This is a genomic window from Paraburkholderia agricolaris (genome assembly GCF_009455635.1).
Classification (GTDB): Bacteria; Pseudomonadota; Gammaproteobacteria; order Burkholderiales; family Burkholderiaceae; genus Paraburkholderia; species Paraburkholderia agricolaris.
Map to the genome: position 1 here is coordinate 2,788,665 of NZ_QPER01000002.1, position 17,084 is coordinate 2,805,748.

Genomic DNA, 17,084 nt, shown 5'->3' on the forward strand with positions numbered 1-17,084 from the left:
ACGGAAAAAGAAGAGGACGCGTTGCGCCCTCCTCTGTCTTCGCGCCTCGCGGCGACGCTCAGTCGTAGAGCACGGCGGCAATCTTGGGATCGCTGATATTGCTCTTGTCATACCAGTAGAAGCCGGTGTCGACTTTCTTCGGCAACTTCTCGCCCTTCAGCGCCTTGACCGCGGAGTCGACCACGCACTTGCCGATGCCGATCGGGTTCTGCGTGATAGCGCCGTACATCAGGCCGGACGTGATGTCGTCCTTCTGTTCCTTGCCGGAGTCGTAGCCTATCAGGACAAGCTTCTTGCCCGATTCCTTGACACCGATCGCGGCACCCTCCGCCGAGCCTTCATTCGAGCCGAAAATGCCCTTGAGATTGGGGTTGGCCTGAATCATCGTCTTGGCGATTTCCGCCGACTTCAGATGGTCACCGCCGCCGTACTGCACCGAGACGATCTTGATGTTCGGGTGCTTTGCCTTCATCTCGTTCAGGAAGCCGTCGCGGCGATCGATGCCGGTACGGCTCGTCTGGTCGTGCACGATCAGACCCACCTCGCCCGCATCGCCGATCGCCCCGGCCATCTTGTCGGCGGCGAGCGCGGCCGCCGCAATGTTGTCGGTCGCGCAGGTGGTCAGCGGAATGTCGCTGTCGACGCCGGAGTCGAAGGCGATAACCGGTATTTTGGCGGCCTGCGCCCGCTTCAGCAGCGGAATGGCCGCCTTGCTATCGAGCGCGGCAAAGCCGAGCGCCTGAGGCTTCTTGGCAAGCGCGGCCGAGAGCATGTCGATCTGCTTGTCGACCATCGCCTCGGTTTCCGGCCCCTCGAAGGTGATCCTGACGTTATGCTCCTTGGCCGACTGCTCCGCGCCGGCTTTGACGGCCTGCCAGAACTGGTGCTGGAAGCCTTTCGAAATCAGCGGGATGTAGGTGTCCTGCGCATACGCAACATTCGCCCCGCCAACGAGCGCGCCAACGCCGACCACGACACCGATTAGTCTTCTTTTCAACATGGGGTTTCTCCTCCTAAGTGGGCCATCAACCTCCAGCCTGGGGGAGCCTTTGGCGCTCCCTTTTCCTGATCTTTGATCTTCGATCTTGTGCCGTGTGGCGTTTGCCTTCGTCAGCTCTTCTTGCGCCGCAAAATATCGGCATAGACCGCGAGAATGATGATGAGGCCGGTCACCACGATCTGCCATTCCTGCGCGACGGACATGATGCGCAGACCGTTGGTCAGCACACTCATGATGAACGCGCCGATAATCGTGCCCAGAATCGTGCCCGCGCCGCCGCTCAGCGAGGTTCCGCCGATCACCACGGCGGCGATCGCTTCGAGTTCGTAACCTTGACCTAGCGCCGGCTGGGCCGAATTCAGGCGCGAGGCGATCAGCAGTCCGGCAACGCCGCAAATGGCGCCGGCCAGACCATAAATCGCAATCTTCCACCGGTCGACATTCACGCCGGAAAGACGCACGGCTTCTTCATTGCTGCCGAGCGCGAAGGTATAGCGGCCGAGCGCCGTGCGGTTAAGCGTGATCGAACTCACAATCGCAAGGAAAAACAGGATCAGCACCGCATTCGGCACAGGCAGGTTCGGCAGCACATAGCCGATCAGCGAATCCTGCGAGATCCGGTAGAAGTTTTCGGTGTCGCTGAAATAGATCGGCTTGTCCGCCGAAACGACGAGCGAAAGGCCCTTGAGCAGCAGCATCATGCCCAGGGTGGCAATGAACGGCGGTATTTTCATTTTCGCCGTGAGGGTGCCCGAAATAGTCCCGCAGATCGCCCCCGTGCCAATCGCGGCCAGCACGCCGGTCCACATCGGCAAATGCCAATAGGTCAGAAACACGCCGCAAATCACCGCCGTGAACGTCATCAGCGTACCGACGGACAGATCGATGCCGCCGGTGATGATCACGAACGTGCAGGCAATCGCCAGCACGCCGTTGACCGCCGTCGCCTGCAAAATCCCGAGCATGTTGTCCATCTGCATGAACGCGGGCGACGCAAAACTGAAAAAGACCAGCAGGAGAATCAGGCTGCCGAAGGCGAGCAGTTTTTGCACGGCGGTCGGCGCGAAGACGCGGGCTCTCAGGCCCGAGGCTCTTTCCTTGCTACCCAGCGCCGACGTATCCGATGGCAGTGTCATGTCATAGACCTCTCGAGGCTCACGCCGCTTTCAGGGTTTCGCGCTGCGTCGCCAGTTGCATGATGCGCTCCTGCGTCGCCTCCCGGGCCAGCAGTTCGCCGGTAATGCGGCCCTCGCACATCACGACGATACGGTCGCTCATGCGCAGGATTTCCGGCAACTCCGACGAGATCATCACGATCGCCTTGCCTTGCCCGGCAAGCGAGCGCAGGAGCTTGTAGATTTCGCTTTTGGCGCCGACGTCGATACCGCGCGTCGGTTCGTCGAAGAAGAGTACGTCGCAGTCACGCTCAAGCCATTTCGCCACGACAATTTTCTGCTGATTGCCGCCCGAAAGAAGCCGTACCTCCTGCGTCGCGGACGGCGTGCGAATGGCGAGCAGATTGATGAAATGCGAGGCTGTCCGGCGTATCTCGGCACGGCGCAGGAAAAAGTTGAGCGACAGGAATTTGCGCAAGTTGGACATCACGATGTTCGCCTCGACGTTCATGCCGGTCGCAAGACCAAAGCGCTTCCTGTCTTCCGAGAGATAACCGATACCGCGCGCGACCGCATCGCTCGGATTCCTGATCGTCACCTTCACGCCGTTCACGACAATCTCGCCCGATTCGCTCGGATCGGCGCCGAACACCGCCCGCGCGACCTCGGTTCGACCGGCGCCCATCAAGCCCGCAAAGCCCAGTATCTCGCCTTTGTGAAGCGCGAAACTGACGTCCCTGACAAGCGGGCCGGCGTTCAGATTCCTGACTTCGAGCGCGACCTCGCCTTTATCCGCCGCACCTTGAGAAGGCGCCACGTCGGTCAAGGTTCGCCCGACCATCATCCCGATGATCGCTTCGACGCTGGTGTCTTTCGCGGTGACGGTCGCCACATATTCGCCGTCACGCAGCACGGTAACGCGATCGGCAATCTGCTTGAGCTCATCCATCTTGTGCGAGATATAGATGATGCCCACGCCCCGGCCCTTCAACTCGCGAATGATGCGGAAAAGCTCGGCGATCTCGGCTTCGTTGAGCGCCGAGGTCGGCTCGTCCATGATCAGCACGCGCGAATCGAAGGACAAAGCCTTGGCAATCTCGACCATCTGCTGTCTGGCTACCGTCAGGGTGCTGACCACCGCGCGCGGGTCGAGATTCACATGCATGCGGGCAAGAATGTCGCGCGCCTGCGCGTTGAGCTTGTCTTCGTCGAGGAACAGGCCGAGACGGCCGCGCGGCTCACGACCGATGAACATGTTCTGGGCGACGCTCAGGTGATTCATCAACTGGAGCTCTTGATGAATGATGCCGACGCCCACGGCCTGCGCCTCGCGCGGGCTCGAAAATTCGACCGGCTGGCCGTCATAGAGGATTTCACCGGTATCGCGGGTGTAAACGCCGGCGAGGATTTTCATCAGCGTCGACTTGCCGGCGCCGTTCTCACCCATCAGCGCGTGGACTTCACCCGCCATGAGTTCGAACTGGACTTCGTGAAGCGCCCGCACACCGGGAAAGCGCTTGCTGAGCCGCTTGACGGAAATGAGCGGGGTCATGGCGCGGAGGGAACGGCAATGCCGCTAGCGCCGCCGGCCCCATTGCGAGGAGCGGGTTGAAAACGCCATGGACGCCGCTGCGCCGGGCGTCGCCGGGTATCGCGGCTGAAATCACGGCGGAAATCGCAACGAGAAGCCAGACGCATTGCCTGGTGCCCTCAAACCGATGTGCGACGATTTTACGCCGCTGGACGGCGGCGGCTCAATTAGGCATTCCCTAATATCGGGTGCGAACGCATCGCGCGCCGGGTTCCCACTATTTGAGGTTCGGCGTGAGACTGCTCAGCGCACGCAAAAGGCGCGCCACCGAAAGCCAGATGCCTGCGCGGCAATGCTGAATGAGTTCAAGCCGCCATCACCGTCACCACAGACGGCGATGGCGCAGGAAAGTAATCTGAATGGAGATCGTCTTGCGATTTACGAGCGGAATTTAAGCTGCGGCAAACCGTATTTCTTGCGGCAACTATTGCGCATCTCGCGCTCCTCATTGACGGTCTGTTTGAGCGACGCCGGGCTGCTCGTGTCCGGTGCCCCCTTCATCGCTCTTTCCGCGAATTTATCGCCGAAGCATTTGCAGTAGTCCTGCAACTTCGGATTCCCTTTAAGATCCGATTCGCCGTAGGGAGCCGGTGCGGTAACGCCTTGGCTAATACACATCGAAGCGTACTGATCCCCCGGGCTTCCCTGAGCCGATGCCACCGTCGCGACGCTTGCGAGCGAGCCGATCATTGTGCAGGTCAGTACTAGCGATACTTTTCGAATCAATGTCATGGTTTGTCTATTTATGAGAGTTTTCGTGGATCAAGACGGCCGCATACACCCCTGCATACGGCCGGTGCTACAGGTAATACGGTAATACAGGTAATTCAGTTACCAGCCAGTCAGAACGCAAATGACGCCATCAACCTTCTGACGAATTGTGACAGCAGTTTTTCGAAAAGTACTGCTTTAAGCAGTCGCTCCGATCAGAAACAATAACAAGGGTTTTTATTTTTCTATTGAATCCGGCGACGTCGCAACGCGCTGGCGCACAATACCATTAAACAATGTCGTAGATATTTTCGGATTCGGATGCAGACAAAAGATGCGAGCAATAAACAGCGTATTCGCCATTACATCGGCGTGTTAAAAGAAGCGTTCTGCAAATTGCAGAACACTCCGCGCCGACGCTGCGACCGGGACAGTGCGGGATAGTTGTGGGGTGTCGTGTAATACGTCTGCGCGAAGCAGAACGACCCGTTGCACGCAACGGGTCGTGGGCACGCTGGCCCGTTACTTTTCGGCCAGAACCTGCTGAATGACCTGCTCGAAGGTTTCCACAGGCTGTCCGCCGCTCACCAGATAGCGACCGTTAAAGATGATCGCCGGCACGGACTGGATACCCTTCGCGTGGTATTCCTGTTCTTCCGCACGAACCTCGTCGGCATAGGCTCCGCTTCGCAGCACCTCACTGGCTTCGCCGGCATCGAGCCCGACGGATCGAGCCGCTTCCGCCAGCACCTCGTGATTGCCCGGATCCTTGCCGTCGGAATGATAGGCCCGCAGCAGCGCCAGTTTGAGCGGCAACTGTTTGCCTTTGAGGCCGGCCCAATGCAGCAGGCGATGTGCATCGAAGGTGTTATAGACATGCGTGCGCGCGCCGAAATCAAACCCGACACTCGCGCCACGCTCACGGATTGCTGCCTGCGTTTCGGCGATCTGCTCCGGCGTGCGTCCGTACTTTTTGCCGAGATAATCAACAATGGTCTCGCCGTCCGGCCCCATCTCCGGATTCAGTTCGAAGGGATGCACGGTGACCTGCGCGTCGACCGTATCGCCTAAGCGCGACAGGGCAAGCTGAAGCGACGAGAGGCCGATCGCGCACCACGGGCAGGCGATATCGGAGACAAAATCGATAGTTAGCGGTTGTTTCATGACTTTCCTGACGGGAATAACCTGTGACACGGCCGCCTCGGTACCACCCAAAAACGGCCCACAGGGTAGCCTAGCCTGAATCGCCAATATTTGCAGGACTGCGCCGCGGCCCTCAGCCGAAGCGCGTCTGCGCGCAAGCTTCAGTCCGGCATCCCGTCATGCTCTCCGATTGGCCTTGCGGGCCAGTCCACCCAGCGGTCCGCGCGAGACCGTTCGTACGCTTCGTTGAGCGGGTAACGAATGCGGTTGTCGTCACGCGGACGTTCGCCGATCACCATCAGCCTGACTTCGTCCTGCGTATTGTTGATAAAGGTGTGGCAGATGCCGGTGCCTGCCGGAAATGCGACGGAATCGCCTTCCGCAAGTGCATGAAGCACACCGTCGATCCAGACATCGGGCTTGCCTTCGAGCACGTACACAAACTCCTGCTCGGTGCTCTCAGCGTGCGGATAGGAGGTCCGCCGGCCAGGTAAAAGCCTCACGTGATGAATGCCGATACGCGTAATGCCAAGCGCGGCGGAAAGCGGTGCGTCCAGCGCCATTTTCTCGGTATCGCCGCGATAGGAATGCGCATCCGGTTCTTCCAGTTCAGTCCAGTGTTTGATGAAATCCGGACGGCTCATCGCTTGCTCTCCTTAAGGACTACGGTCGATAACAACGGCTTGCACAAAGCACGATACGTCTTCGGTTTCGCAATCAAAACTCCCGTCGCTCCGAGGTCACTTCGAAGTCATTTAGACACGCGGATATTGAACGGTTTCCCCGGCACCCAGGCCCAGGTCGCAATGACCTTCGCGCCTTTCGGTCCGGCCGTGGTGACGTGCACGACACCGGCAGGCATCCGGTAGCTCTCGCCCGCACGAACGACCTGGGTGGGTTGACCGTCGGCCTGCACCGTCACCTCGCCCTCGAGCACGTACGCGACCTCCGGGCCGGTCGCCTTATGCCACGGCTTCGACGCGTTCGGCGGAAATTCAGCAATCCCCATGCCCATTTCGCGATCGGTTCCAGGAACGGGAACCCGTTGCAGAACAACCGTGTCTTTCGCCGCCGGCGCGCTGTCCGCAGCGTTGACCGCTTGAACGCACATGAGCGCAGGAAGGAGAAGAAGGCAGCGAGCGTTTTTCATCGAAGATCTTCCTGGTCATTGTTGGCCGTTGGCCAGCGCCGTGAGAATCCGGTATGCAGCGCTCACCCGTTCTTCGATGGGGAAGTTCTTGTTGGCGAGAATGACGATCCCCAGCCGCTTCTGCGGAATAAATGCGATGTACGCGCCGAAGCCGTTGGTCGAGCCGGTTTTGTTGATCCAGACGTCTTCACGAGGCGCCTGCGGCGGCGATATTGCAGTGACCGGCGTTGCGTTGAAGATCATCGCGGGTGAATTGCCGTCCAGGAGTGTCTGCAGTTTGACGGGATACGGATATTGTTCCCATATCAGATCCTGGGTCATCGCCCCGGCTTTGAAGTATCCGGTATGGGTGTCCGTAACCGCACGCTGGAACTTCGGGTCCAACGGAATCAGATTCATATTGGCTTGCACGAAGCGAATCATGTCGGCAGCCGTGGTCCTCACACCGTAGGCCTCTTCGGACAACACTCCGGGTGCCATTCTGATCGGCGCGCCCTGTTTCGTGTAGCCCTGAGCGTAGTCGTTCAAGGCACTGGCGGGAACCTTGATGTAGCTGCGCTTCATATCGAGTGCGGGAAACAGCTGATTCTCCATCAACCGGCTGAAATCCTGACCCATGCTCTTTGCGGTTATCAGACCGAGCGCGCCGATACCGGGATTGGCATATGTCCGATAGGTTCCAGGCGCATAAGTGGGCTGCCATTGCTGGAAATACTGCATCAACTGATCGTTGTTGTGGATCGAGTCCGGCACCTGCAAAGGGAGCCCGCCAGGCGTGTGTGTACCCAGATTGAGCAGACTGACCTTGCCGAACTGGCTATTGCGCAGAGACGGGAGATACTTGTCCGACTGATCCGACAAAGACAGATCGCCGCGCACCTGGGCGTATGAAGCCAGTGTCGCCGTCAAGGTCTTGCTGACAGAACCGAGTTCGAACAAGGTGTCACGCGTGACTGGCTGCTTCGTTTCCGTCGACGCGAGGCCATAGTTGAATACGAAGTGTTTGTCACCGTCGACGATCCCGACTGCCATGCCGGCGATATTGTCTTTCGCCATGACCGGTTGTATGGCACGGGTCACTGTCTGACTGATTCTGCTTTGCTGATCATCGGCCGCGCGGCTAACGGTGGTGATTGCACAGGCAAAGAGGGTTGTTGCGATAACGCTGATGGCTCTGAGGTTCATGTCCCTAATATGTCAATTTTGCGCAGGGGGTGTGACGTCCGGGCGGACTCACCGGGAAAGGAGTATGCGTGCTCGCCGACCCGCCGACTAGCGACGATATCTTGTCCCTGGGGGAAGAAAATCTATCGCGTGATATGCGATACCCCTCCTCCACCGCCTACCGGCCGCCCGGGCTTCCTTCTTCCTTCTGCCCGCCCCCTGCGCTTACGATCAGTACGAACCCATATAGTCGCGCTTGCCGATTTCGACGCCGTTATGGCGCAGAATCGCGTAGGCCGTCGTCACGTGGAAGAAGAACTGCGGCAAACCGTAGTTTTGCAGATAGGCGCTGCCGACCAGCTTCTTCTCTTTCGGCGTACCCGGACGCAAAACGATTTCCTTGTTCTCGCTACCGTCGAATTGCGCGGCATCGAGCGAGCCGATGTATGTCAACGCCTTGGCGATGAGCGCTTGCAGGTCGGCAAACGTGACTTCGGTGTCGGGCCACGACGGCACTTCGACGCCAGCCAGCCGCGAGCTCACGCCTTTGGCGAAATCGGCAGCGATCTGCACCTGGCGCACGAGGGGGAACATATCCGGGAACAGGCGCGCCTGCAGCAGCGCGTTCGGCTCGATGTTCTTTTCGGTGACGTGGGCTTCGGCTTTCTTCAGCACGTCGGACAATGCCGTCAGCATTTGCTTGAAAACCGGAACGGATGCGCTGTAGATGGAACTTGTCATGGTCACTCTTTCGATCGATGTGGGATGCCGGCGCGGAAAATGCCGCGCCGGTCGGTTTAATCTCTGGCCGGTCGTTAAACTTGTTGACTGGAGCGGCGGAAGATTACCATTGTCCTCGCGGGAATACTCATGCGGGAGCGCGGCACGTCTGCACCAGGCGCCAGGCGGCAAGCGGCGGCAGTACCGGCAGGTCGGCTTCACGCCAGGACAAACCAGCAAACAGGATCGATACTCATGAACGACAAGCAAGATGCAGCGCCAGACAGCACCGCAGCACGCGTCGCCTTGTGGCGCGCGCTGCATGTCGAGGCCGATTCCCTGCCGCATGTGCTGGACGACACCATCGGCCTTAAGCTGCTGGCCCCGGACGAGGGCTGGCGCGCCCGCGGAGACATGGACCCGCAGTTCACGCGGCCGTTTCGCGCGTCCATCGTGGCCCGGGCGCGCTTCATCGAGGATCTGGTCGTGGAGCAGGCGGCTCGCGGAGTGAGCCAGTATGTGATCCTTGGCGCGGGCCTCGACACCTTCGCACAACGCAGACCGGAGCTCGCGTCCCTCCTCAAGGTGTTCGAGGTCGACCCGCCCGGCCCCCAGGCATGGAAGCGGGAGCGCCTGATCGAACTCGGCTTCGGCGTGCCGGACTGGCTGCGCTTCGTACCGGTCGATTTCGAGGCGGGCGGTTCCTGGCGGGACGAACTGGTAAGCGCCGGCTTCGATGAGAGCAAGCCGGCAATCGTGGTCTCCACGGGCGTCAGCATGTATCTCACGAGGGAGGCAAACGCGGCCACGCTGCGCGAAGTCGCCGCCCTCGCCCCAGGCTCGACGCTCGCCATGACGTTCCTGCTGCCGCTCGAACTGGCCGATCCCGAAGTACGCCCCGGACTCGAGATGGCGGAGAAAGGCGCGCGGGCAAGTGGCACGCCGTTCCTCAGCTTCTTCACTCCGCCGGATATCCAGGCGCTGGCCCGTGAAGCAGGCTTTAAAGAAGCCCGGCACGTCTCGGCGGCGGATCTGACCCAGCGCTACTTCCAGGGCAGGACGGATGGCCTGCGCCCGCCGAACAATGCCGAGGAACTGCTGGTCGCGCATACCTAGCCGCCCGCACACTTTCCGACCAGCACGATCACGCGAATGAGCCACTCAGGTGAACACTAGCTACCTCGTCGGCGAATCCAGACCCGCACCCCGCGTGCGACGCCTGCTATGGCTCTGGATCGCGTTCTGGCTGCTTATGCTGGCGGTTGGGATGCAGGAAAGCTTGTGGTCCGGCAAACTGCTTGTGTGGCAGCCGCTCGTCAACAACGGCTCGTCAGCACTCGGAGCCACTGTGCTGGCTGTCATACAGAAGCGGCGCGCCGACCGGTTCGACAGTCTTCTGAACCAGCCACTGCAATGGTTTCTGCGCGTCTGGGCATGGCTGCCGCTGCAACTGCCCGTCTACGTCACTGCGGTGTATGCGTTGCGGATCGGTCTCTACGCACTCGCTGGCGTACGGTTCCGGCACGGACCGTGGGCGGAGGTCATCGCTTACGAGGTGACGCAATTCGTGCTGTTTTACGCGTTGCTCGGGGGAATTCAATTCGGCCTGCGCTCCTACCGGGCGTGGGCCGCCGAGCGCTTGCGCTCCGCACAGCAGGCGAATCTGGCACGGCAGGCACAGCTTGCGCAGTTGACCCAGCAACTGCAGCCGCACTTTCTCTTTAACGCGCTGAACACCATTTCATCACTGATCCACAGCGATCCCGACACGGCCGACATGCTGCTCACGCGCCTCGCGACCTTGTTGCGCGCGGCCACCGACGCAAGCCAGCATCCCGAACAGTCTCTGGCCGACGAACTGACTTTGCTCCACGCCTATGCGGACATCATGGTGCGGCGTTTCTCAGACCGGGTGCAGATTACCTGGGATGTCGATGCGAGCGCGCAGACTTGCCGTGTGCCCACGCTCGGACTTCAACCGCTGCTGGAAAACTGCTTCCGCCACGTCGTGGAGCAACGCAGCGCGTTCACGCACATCGCGATACGCATACAGCGTAGTGCGAACCAGTTGCGAATCGAGATTGAAGACGACGGAGACTTGCAGCGTCTGCCCGAGCGGCGCGGTGTGGGGCTGGGCAACCTCGAGGACCGTCTGCAATCGCTGTACGGCACGCAAGCAAGTCTCACCCTGCAACTGCGGCCGGGCGGCGGCCTGATCGCTGGAATGACGCTGCCATGCGCGTACTGATCGTCGACGACGAGGCGCTCGCCCGCAGCAAGCTGCTGCGCATGCTTCACGCCTTCCCCGATGTCGAGGTGATTGGCGAAGCCGCCAACGGTGCCACGGCGTTGACGCTGACTGCCCAGTTGCGGCCGGACGTGATCTTCCTCGACGTGCAGATGCCCGAGGTCGGCGGTTTCGACGTGGCGGCTTCGCTGCCCGATGACGCCACGGCGGACGCGCCCGCCGTGGTCTTCGTAACCGCATTCGACCAGTACGCGTTGCAGGCATTCGACGCCCACGCGGTCGACTATCTGCTGAAACCGGTCGACCCCGAGCGCCTCGCGCGCGCCGTGCAGCGCTTGCGCAAGTCGGTGCGCGGCACGGCACGCCCGAGCGTCGGCATGCCCGCCCAACTGATGATCACCGAGCGCGGGCAAACGCATATCGTGCGCTGCGCCGATATCGAGTGGCTGGAGGCCGCCGACAACTACGTCAACCTTCATCTGCCCGGCAAAAGCCTGCTGATACGCCGCACGCTCGCCGCCCTGCTCAACGACCTCGAGCCGGCCTTTGTCCGTACGCACCGCGGCGCCGCCGTGGCGTTGACTGCCGTGCTCAGCGTGCGGCCACGGGGAAAGGGCGACGCCACCGTCGTTCTGCGCAGCGGCGTCGAGGTGCCCTGCAGCAGGCAGCATCGGGAATTGCTAATGCAACGCTTGCAGCAATAGCTGCCGGCCGCCCGATTGGCCAACCCGCCCCGCGGCGGACCCGGCTCGTCCCAGTTCGATTGCGGATCGCCGGGCCTCACCCTACGCTAGCCAGCATCACGATATGGATGATCCCGCTATGGCTGCGTTGCTCACCCTGCTCAAATTCTCCGTCGCCCTGATTCTCGTCTCCTCACTGGCCGAAGCACTGGTGCTGTCCGTGCGCAACGGCTGGCGCGGCTACGACTGGCGGGCGACCGGGGTCTCGGTGATCGACCTTCTCGTTCGGGAATATCCGTTGCAGTGGTTGCTGCCGCTGGCGTTCTGGGGCAATGCAATGCACTGGTTCTGGCAACACAGATTCTGGACCTTGCCGATGAATCATTGGAGCGGCTGGCTGGCGTGCTTCGTGGGTCAGGAGTTCTGCTACTACTGGTATCACCGCGCCGCTCACCGCACACGCTGGTTCTGGTGCACCCACGCCATCCACCATTCCCCCAATCAACTCAACCTGTCCGCGGCGTACCGCATCGGTTGGACCGGCCGTCTTACCGGTTCAACGCTGTTCTTCCTGCTCGCGCCGCTGTTCGGCATGCCGCCCCGGATTGTGCTGATGATTCTTTCGCTCAACCTGCTCTATCAGTTCTGGCTGCACGCCACCTGGATTCCCCGCCTCGGACCGCTGGAATGGATTCTCAACACGCCTTCCTCACACCGCGTGCATCACGCGGCCAACCTCGAATATCTCGATGGAAACTACGGCGGCGTGCTGATCGTGTTCGACCGGCTATTTGGGACCTACATCGCGGAACGGCGTGACGTACCGTGCCGCTACGGTCTGGTCCAGCCGATGACGACATATAACCTGCTGACCGTCGAATTCGCTCACTGGCGCGCACTATGGCGCGATCTCCTGGCCGCCCGCTCCTTGCGCGAGGCAGCGGGCTATATCGTCAAGCCGCCTGGCTGGCGGCCCGATCAGAATGGCGAAACGACCGAAGATCTCAGGCGCCGCGCAGAACCGGGCGCCAGCCGCGAAATCACGCTTTCCCCGTAAAACCCAGCGATTGGGTATCCGATGACGGAAAGAAGTTGCAGGCTGCATCCGCCCAGGTCGTATAACTAGCAACCGCGTCGTCATGAAACGACTTCACCGCCCCTTATTCACGCCTAGATTGACAGGCCACCCGATACTTCAATACGCTGGGCATTAACCCAGCGGTTATCTTCGGACAGCAGCGCCGCAATCATCGGTCCAATATCGTCGGGCAGACCCGCACGGCCGAGCGCCGTCGCATCCGCCACGAGCTTGTTGATCTCAGGATTGTCGCGAACCATGCCGCCGCTGAAATCCGTGGCGATTGCGCCCGGCGCGACGGTATTGACAGCGATTCGACGAGGACCGAGTTCCTTCGCCAGATAACGTGTCAGAACCTCGAGCGCGCCTTTCATGGACGCATACGGCGCACTGCCCGGAAAAGCGATACGGGTCAGGCCCGAGGAGATATTCACGATGCGGCCGCCGTCATTGATAAGCGGCAGGAGTTTCTGCGTCAGAAAAAACACGCCCTTGAAATGGACGTTGTAGAGCGCGTCCAGTTCTTCCTCGGTTGTCTTGTCAAACGGCGCGTGGTGCGAAATGCCGGCGTTGTTGACGAGATAATCGAAACGCTCAGCGCCCAACTGGGCGAGCGACGCCCGAACCTGCTCTACGAACGAATCGAACGTCGCCACTTTTCCGGTATCGAGCGGCAGCGCAATCGCTCTTTGCCCTTCCTCCGCCACCAGGCCGACAAGCTTTTCGGCTTCTGCCTGATTGGCGCGATAAGTGAATAGGGAATCGACACCGCGCTTCGCGAGATGGAGCACGGTATTGCGCCCCAAGCCGCGACTCCCGCCGGTCACGATTGCGATCTTCGAAACGGCGTCTGCTGATTGTCCTGCTGTCATGTTGCGCTCCACGTCAGGTGTAAGTGGACGCAAGCTTATTCCGGCCGACAGCGAGGTTTAATGCCCTAACTCCCCTACTTCTTGCCTGATCCTGCTCAGGCTTGCACCGTGCGAGACGAGAGGCAGTAACATGAACCAACGCGGACGAACCAACGCGGGCGCAAAGGGAATTCCTATGTCGAATGCTTTAATCGAAAGTGTCAAACGCTATACCGACAAGCAGGCCGGAAAGGAGAGCCCGTTCGCGACCGCTATCGAGGGACTACTCGTTCTCCGCTCGGATCATGAAAAGCACCCCGCTCATCTGATCATGAAGCCGGCTCTTTGTGTCGTCATTCAAGGCGCCAAGTGGACGCTATTCGGTGACAGGCGCTACGACTACCGGGCAGGACAAGCTTTGGTCGTGAGCGTCGAGATGCCGGCATTCAGCAAGGTCGTGCAAGCCAGCCCGGCCGAACCGTACCTCGCTGTTGTGATTGAATTCAACCTGGCCATCATGCGCGAAGTCATGGCATGTCTCGATACGCCGCCCACGCCGGCAGACCATCTCGGGCACGGCGTTTTCGTCACCGACTTTGACGGCCCGCTCTCTGACTGCGTGCTTCGCATGGTGCGGCTGCTCGATACGCCTGACGCTATTCCCATTCTCGCGCCGATGATCATGCGGGAAATCTGTTACTGGATGCTGGCGGGGCCTCACGGCAACGAGGTCGCCACGGTAGTGCTGGCGAACAGTCATGTGCAGAAAATCGTTACCGCGATCCACGCGCTCAGGGACCAATTCACCGAGACCATACGCATCGACGATCTGGCAGCCATTGCACAAATGAGCCCGTCGGCATTTCACCGGCAGTTCAAGGCGCTGACCTCGATGACACCGTTGCAATACCAGAAGCAGCTTCGCCTGCTTGAAGCGCGCCACCTGATGGCCGCAGGAACGGCCAACGCCGAAACGGCGGCCTATCAGGTGGGCTATGAAAGCGCGTCGCAATTCAGCCGCGAATATTCGCGCATGTTTGGCGCGCCGCCCCGGCGCGACATAGAGACATTGAAAACCGCCACGGCCTAGCGTTTTTATGCAGCGGCGGTTTTTCGAAACCAGCCGCTGCCCGGCTTGCGGAACAGAAGGAAAAGCGCATAAATCTGCAGTCCCGCCTGAACGATCGACAGCGTGCCAAGAAGTGGCGAACGCACGAACTCGCTCTGCATGGTGGGAAGCGTCGGCAGAATACCAATGACGAACAGAACCAGGAAGGTGACTCGCGCCCAGTTCTTGCCCGCATAAATCCTGAAGATCAGGAAAACCATCAAGGCAAACACAACAATCAGCACAAAATCCGTAAACGGTGCCGGCGCGATAGTCTTGAGGTAGGGAAGCTCCATCAACAGTTTGACCGCTCCAATGGCCACCGATAACCAAAGGCAATTCATTGCAGTGCGAACGGATTGGGGTCTTTCCGGGGTGCTCGCAGTTTCCATGAACGTCTCCTTGACTTCTAACCTGGCGTTAAGAGTCGCATCGTCGTTTCGCATGTTGAGCCTCTGCGATTGAGGCTAATCGCGATTCTTGCACAAAACAGGCTGCAACATTTTCCGAAAAACCGGACACGCTATGGTGCCGCCTGGTGCTGTTCTAACAGCAAGCAACGCGGGACACGAAAACACTTTTTGTGGCGCCACCCGCGCCTGCATTGCCTACACTCAGATCACGCGCGTCGAAGCACCGGATGAACACAGCTTCGCGGCCTGGGGCTGCGCGCTGGGTCTGCCGGCACTGTCCGCACGCAAACGCTCCGAGCGTTCGCGAAGGAAGAAGGCAGCGCGATTATCGGCAAACTCCCATAAAACAGGCCGTCATCAGGAACATGAGCCGTTTTCTTTCCGTGACGCTTACTCAGGAGATCGCAATGAACGCAAACGCAAACAACAGTGAAGACGTACGCGCCTTCGTGCAAACCGCCGAGCAGGCCGGCGAGTATGTCTGGGTCATTACGCTGGTCGACTTCGGGGCACAAAAAGTCAAACGTTCACTGGTTTCGGACGACACATTCGCCCTGCGCGCCGCGGCCCAGGACGCCGGCGAAGCCTATCTGAAGGGGCTGGCCGCGGACCGGTAGCAAGAGGCGGAGCCGCCCCGGATCGAGCGGCGATTATTTCCGATAGGAGGCCCGACATGCGGCGCATTTATTTCCTATTGCCCGATGTGCAAAGCGGGAAGTCGATCATCGACGAGTTGTTGCTGAAGCGCGTCGAATGGCGCCATATCCACGTGCTTGCGCGTCCGGACGTGCATCTGGAGCAGTTGCCGGAGGCCACGCTTACGCAGCGCAGCGATCTGCTTCCCGCGCTGGCGCGCGGCACTGCCGCGGGTGGCGTGACGGGCATGCTCGCGGGACTCGTCGCGATGGCTTTTCCACCCTCCGGGCTGACGATCGCGGGCGGCGTCGTGGTTCTGATGACGCTGGCGAGCGCAGGGTTCGGCGCATGGACCGCGACCATGATCGGGATCGGCATCCCAAGCACCCGTTTGAAGCGCTTTGAAAGCGCGATCGAAAAGGGGGAGTTACTGATGATGGTCGACGTCGGCAAGGACCGTGTCGACGAAATCGAAGAACTGGTTAAGAGCCATCATCCGGAAGCGGATATAGAGGGAACGGATCCGACTATTCCTGCGTTTCCCTGAGCCTTCGCGATCAACCGGCAGCGTCCGCCTTCAGGCGAGCGTCCTGATCGAGTTGCTGATTCCGCGCGCGCAATCGATCACCGCGGGCGCGAGGCGCGCCTCCGCCTCCGCCGGCGTCCAACGGCTGGTCGGCGCAACGACGTGCACCGCGCCAACCGGCCGACGTTCCCCGTCGAGCACGGGCGCAGCAATCGTCATATCCCCAATGAACAGTTCCTCGCGGTTCGACGCGTAGCCATTGCGCCGCCCAAGCGCGAGCCGCGCCTCGATCTCGCCGAGATCCGTCACGGTGTATTGCGTATGCGCGACCCGATCGCTGCCCAGCAGCAGCGCGCGTGATTCGTTTTCCGGGAGCGCCGCAAGATAGGCCCGCCCCGACGCCGTGCAGTACATGGGAATACGGCTGCCGATCGGCATGTGAATCGGCACGAACTTCATGCACACGAAGCGCGCCACGTAGACCATGTCGGCGCCGTCCGGCTCGGTCAGATTGGTCGTCTCGCCGGTGACATTGGTGAGCTCGGACAGAAAAGGATTGGCGACGTCGATCAGCGTGTCGGCGGCCAGATAGTTGAAACCGATCTGCATCACGCGCGGCGCCAGTTGATAGCGCCGGGTACGTGGATGCTTTCTCACATAGCCGAGCTTCTCCAGCGTATAGATCATGCGCTGCGCGGAGCTTTTGGTAATGGACGTGGCCTCCGCGACTTCCGGCAGCGTCATCGACCTGCGCTGTGCGCTGAACGCGCGCAGCACCGCAATCCCCTTCTCCAGCGACTGATTGAACAGCGCGTCCGGCGTTTCTTCCGGCTCCTGGGGTGTTTCCGGCGGTGCACCGAGCGTCTTGCGTGTCATGGATTCACCCAATTGTTCTAGCCTGATATTGACTCTATCATATCGAATATCGATACGCAAATTTCGTTGGT

Annotated in this window: 19 protein-coding genes; 7 read left to right on the forward strand and 12 right to left on the reverse strand. The window is 60.4% G+C overall.

What is annotated here, in order from left to right:
* Positions 1 to 58: 58 nt before the first annotated feature.
* The 9 genes from GH665_RS33740 to GH665_RS33780 form a co-directional block, all read right to left on the reverse strand.
* Positions 59 to 1,000, reverse strand: coding sequence for an ABC transporter substrate-binding protein (locus tag GH665_RS33740; RefSeq protein WP_153141428.1), 942 nt, complete (start codon positions 998 to 1,000; stop codon positions 59 to 61).
* A gap of 110 nt (positions 1,001 to 1,110) precedes the next feature.
* Positions 1,111 to 2,136 (reverse strand): ABC transporter permease, encoded by a 1,026-nt coding sequence (locus GH665_RS33745; protein ID WP_028193939.1) that lies wholly within the window; start codon positions 2,134 to 2,136, stop codon positions 1,111 to 1,113.
* A 19-nt stretch (positions 2,137 to 2,155) separates the two neighbouring features.
* Positions 2,156 to 3,667: a sugar ABC transporter ATP-binding protein gene (locus tag GH665_RS33750; RefSeq protein ID WP_153141429.1), complete on the reverse strand. Its 1,512-nt coding sequence runs from the start codon at positions 3,665 to 3,667 to the stop codon at positions 2,156 to 2,158.
* Between the two features lie 417 nt (positions 3,668 to 4,084).
* On the reverse strand, positions 4,085 to 4,438 hold the full coding sequence (locus GH665_RS33755; protein WP_217361922.1) for a hypothetical protein: 354 nt from the start codon (positions 4,436 to 4,438) through the stop codon (positions 4,085 to 4,087).
* A 501-nt stretch (positions 4,439 to 4,939) separates the two neighbouring features.
* Positions 4,940 to 5,581, reverse strand: coding sequence for a DsbA family oxidoreductase (locus tag GH665_RS33760; RefSeq protein ID WP_153142425.1), 642 nt, complete (start codon positions 5,579 to 5,581; stop codon positions 4,940 to 4,942).
* A 140-nt stretch (positions 5,582 to 5,721) separates the two neighbouring features.
* Entirely contained in the window at positions 5,722 to 6,204 is a 483-nt protein-coding gene (locus GH665_RS33765) for a cupin domain-containing protein (protein WP_153141431.1), read from the reverse strand.
* Positions 6,205 to 6,311: 107 nt separating this feature from the next.
* A complete protein-coding gene (locus GH665_RS33770; RefSeq protein ID WP_153141432.1) occupies positions 6,312 to 6,710 on the reverse strand; it encodes a cupin domain-containing protein in 399 nt (132 codons plus the stop codon).
* 15 nt (positions 6,711 to 6,725) lie between these two features.
* Complete coding sequence (ampC, locus tag GH665_RS33775; protein ID WP_153141433.1) at positions 6,726 to 7,895, reverse strand: class C beta-lactamase; 1,170 nt, start codon at positions 7,893 to 7,895, stop codon at positions 6,726 to 6,728.
* A gap of 210 nt (positions 7,896 to 8,105) precedes the next feature.
* Complete coding sequence (locus GH665_RS33780) at positions 8,106 to 8,615, reverse strand: DUF1993 domain-containing protein (RefSeq protein WP_153141434.1); 510 nt, start codon at positions 8,613 to 8,615, stop codon at positions 8,106 to 8,108.
* A gap of 234 nt (positions 8,616 to 8,849) precedes the next feature.
* Between GH665_RS33780 and GH665_RS33785 the strand changes: the two genes are divergently transcribed.
* From GH665_RS33785 to GH665_RS33800, 4 genes are all read left to right on the forward strand, one after another.
* The gene (locus GH665_RS33785; protein WP_153141435.1) at positions 8,850 to 9,710 is read left to right on the forward strand and encodes a class I SAM-dependent methyltransferase; all 861 of its coding nucleotides are present in this window, start codon (positions 8,850 to 8,852) and stop codon (positions 9,708 to 9,710) included.
* Between the two features lie 49 nt (positions 9,711 to 9,759).
* Positions 9,760 to 10,842, forward strand: coding sequence for a sensor histidine kinase (locus GH665_RS33790; protein WP_246216454.1), 1,083 nt, complete (start codon positions 9,760 to 9,762; stop codon positions 10,840 to 10,842).
* Positions 10,830 to 11,546 (forward strand): LytR/AlgR family response regulator transcription factor, encoded by a 717-nt coding sequence (locus GH665_RS33795; protein WP_153141436.1) that lies wholly within the window; start codon positions 10,830 to 10,832, stop codon positions 11,544 to 11,546. The genes GH665_RS33790 and GH665_RS33795 overlap by 13 nt, the downstream gene beginning before the upstream one ends.
* Positions 11,547 to 11,664: 118 nt before the next feature.
* Entirely contained in the window at positions 11,665 to 12,582 is a 918-nt protein-coding gene (locus tag GH665_RS33800; protein WP_153142427.1) for a sterol desaturase family protein, read from the forward strand.
* A 113-nt stretch (positions 12,583 to 12,695) separates the two neighbouring features.
* Here the strand turns inward: GH665_RS33800 and GH665_RS33805 are convergent, their stop codons facing one another.
* On the reverse strand, positions 12,696 to 13,475 hold the full coding sequence (locus GH665_RS33805) for an SDR family NAD(P)-dependent oxidoreductase (protein WP_153141437.1): 780 nt from the start codon (positions 13,473 to 13,475) through the stop codon (positions 12,696 to 12,698).
* Between the two features lie 130 nt (positions 13,476 to 13,605).
* Here GH665_RS33805 and GH665_RS33810 point away from each other — a divergent pair, with 130 nt between their 5' ends.
* Positions 13,606 to 14,544, forward strand: a complete 939-nt coding sequence (locus GH665_RS33810; RefSeq protein ID WP_246216455.1) for an AraC family transcriptional regulator — start codon at positions 13,606 to 13,608, stop codon at positions 14,542 to 14,544.
* A gap of 5 nt (positions 14,545 to 14,549) precedes the next feature.
* On the opposite strand, the gene GH665_RS33815 is transcribed toward GH665_RS33810, so the two are convergent.
* A complete protein-coding gene (locus tag GH665_RS33815) occupies positions 14,550 to 14,954 on the reverse strand; it encodes a hypothetical protein (RefSeq protein ID WP_153141438.1) in 405 nt (134 codons plus the stop codon).
* A gap of 428 nt (positions 14,955 to 15,382) precedes the next feature.
* On the opposite strand from GH665_RS33815, the gene GH665_RS33820 reads away from it, so the two are divergent.
* Together GH665_RS33820 and GH665_RS33825 are read left to right on the forward strand one after the other, a co-directional pair.
* Positions 15,383 to 15,592, forward strand: coding sequence for a hypothetical protein (locus tag GH665_RS33820; protein ID WP_153141439.1), 210 nt, complete (start codon positions 15,383 to 15,385; stop codon positions 15,590 to 15,592).
* Between the two features lie 56 nt (positions 15,593 to 15,648).
* Entirely contained in the window at positions 15,649 to 16,158 is a 510-nt protein-coding gene (locus tag GH665_RS33825) for a DUF1269 domain-containing protein (protein WP_153141440.1), read from the forward strand.
* A gap of 30 nt (positions 16,159 to 16,188) precedes the next feature.
* On the opposite strand, the gene GH665_RS33830 is transcribed toward GH665_RS33825, so the two are convergent.
* Positions 16,189 to 17,013, reverse strand: a complete 825-nt coding sequence (locus tag GH665_RS33830) for an IclR family transcriptional regulator (protein ID WP_153141441.1) — start codon at positions 17,011 to 17,013, stop codon at positions 16,189 to 16,191.
* Positions 17,014 to 17,084 lie beyond the last annotated feature (71 nt).